This window comes from Bartonella jaculi (assembly GCF_039543045.1).
In the GTDB taxonomy this organism is placed as follows: domain Bacteria; phylum Pseudomonadota; class Alphaproteobacteria; order Rhizobiales; family Rhizobiaceae; genus Bartonella; species Bartonella jaculi.
On record NZ_BAABIZ010000110.1, the window covers coordinates 1 to 1,500 of the forward strand.

The 1,500-nt window shown below is 34.9% G+C and carries 2 protein-coding genes and 1 pseudogene; 2 read left to right on the top strand and 1 reads right to left on the bottom strand.

Going from position 1 to position 1,500, the window contains the following annotated elements:
* Positions 1 to 261: 261 nt before the first annotated feature.
* The gene (locus ABD915_RS09605; RefSeq protein WP_345117718.1) at positions 262 to 864 is read right to left on the bottom strand and encodes a S24 family peptidase; all 603 of its coding nucleotides are present in this window, start codon (positions 862 to 864) and stop codon (positions 262 to 264) included.
* 99 nt (positions 865 to 963) lie between these two features.
* Here ABD915_RS09605 and ABD915_RS09610 point away from each other — a divergent pair, with 99 nt between their 5' ends.
* Positions 964 to 1,209 (top strand): helix-turn-helix transcriptional regulator, encoded by a 246-nt coding sequence (locus tag ABD915_RS09610; RefSeq protein WP_345117720.1) that lies wholly within the window; start codon positions 964 to 966, stop codon positions 1,207 to 1,209.
* Positions 1,210 to 1,225: 16 nt separating this feature from the next.
* Positions 1,226 to 1,500 (top strand): annotated as a pseudogene (locus tag ABD915_RS09615) (hypothetical protein); the annotation flags it as partial.

Genomic DNA, 1,500 nt, shown 5'->3' on the forward strand with positions numbered 1-1,500 from the left:
ATCAAGCGGACCTGCCTCTCCAATGTGTTGATCATCACCATAGACAACTAATAAAATTTCATTAGAATTAATAAGAATTGGCTTATCCATAATTTCCCCCCTCTAACGCCTCTTGGCGATTGTTTGTGTGTGGTTTGTATAATTACTTATACGCAAATGTATAAATATAAACAAGCAAAAAATCACATATATTTCATTTTTTTTTGCATTTTCACTTAAATGCCATCTTCAAAAGTAATAGAATCAAAAGCTTTACTGGAATTATTTCATAAGTGGACGATAAGATTTGCGTGGTAGTATTGCAATTATTTCTCCAACCCATTTTATCTTAGCATTTTTAATGGGAAGCGCATTCCATGATTTGAGTACAATGCCCTCTGAAGAGCGAGTAATTTGTTTGATGAATCGCCTGTTATCTTCTGTTAGAACGACAACTTCATCACCGTAATAATCACTCACTGGCTTTGCTTGCAGATGTTTAACTACGATTAAATCACCATCTTTATACACGGGATACATGGAATCTCCACGAACCATGAACCCTATTGTTTCAAAAGGCAAATCAAATGGTATTTCGATTGTTTCAAGACCATCTTCTGGGATTTGCTCAATATCGGTATCAATCTCTAATCCCGCTCCTACATACCCCATAACAGGAACAAGTGTAGTAATTTGATTATAACCCTTTAAGCTTTTATAAAGTTCTAAAATTGCGTCTCTGTGTGAACCTCTGGGATCCGATTCACTTCCTAACCATCTTGATACGGTTGCTTGGGTTACATTTAGTCTATCGGCAAGATCTTTTTGACTGAGACCAAATTCAGATTGCAATACTTGCAATGTAGCAATGATATTTTTCGTCATAATTAGTTACTTATGATTTTAAAATTAAAAAAATCTATTGTTTTTTTTATTATATCCTATACAATTGCGTATATGGTTAAAATAAAGGACTTAACTCAAATGGACACAGAGGAAAAATTAAAGATTAAATCTATCCGAAAGTGTTTATCGCTAACACAAAAGGAATTAGCAGACATTTTAGGCGTTAGGCAAGCCTCTGTTTGTCGTTGGGAACAAGGCAAAGGTCTATCTTTAAAGAGTTATCTAAAGCTGCAACAACTGAAAGAATGCTCTGGCTCTAGTTCTAGTTTTATTGCTGCTCCTACAGATAATGATGAACACCCACAGCATAATTCACACTCTTAAAGAAGAAAGATCAGAGATGATAGATGTCCCACAGATCACTATAAACAAAGTCCAGTTGATTGATCTTGTTAATAATATTGGAGAGGCAACCATATATTATGGTGTCCGTTCGCCTGAAGATGCATGTTTTGAAATAAGGATAGATCCCTCATCAACAGGTTGTCTTGTCTATATGCTGTATAGTATCTTTGCGCGTGATGATAGAAATTATTTTCCATTATTGCCGTACAATGATTTTAATCAATGGTTTTCATCTGCGTTTACGCAAGCTTTCACAACTTGGTTTGATAA

What these genes read in the sequence shown, in the direction of transcription:
- ABD915_RS09605 (WP_345117718.1), bottom strand. Translation starts at nt 864, where the DNA reads ATGACGAAAAATATCATTGCTACATTGCAAGTATTGCAATCTGAATTT.
- ABD915_RS09610 (WP_345117720.1), top strand. Translation starts at nt 964, where the DNA reads ATGGACACAGAGGAAAAATTAAAGATTAAATCTATCCGAAAGTGTTTA.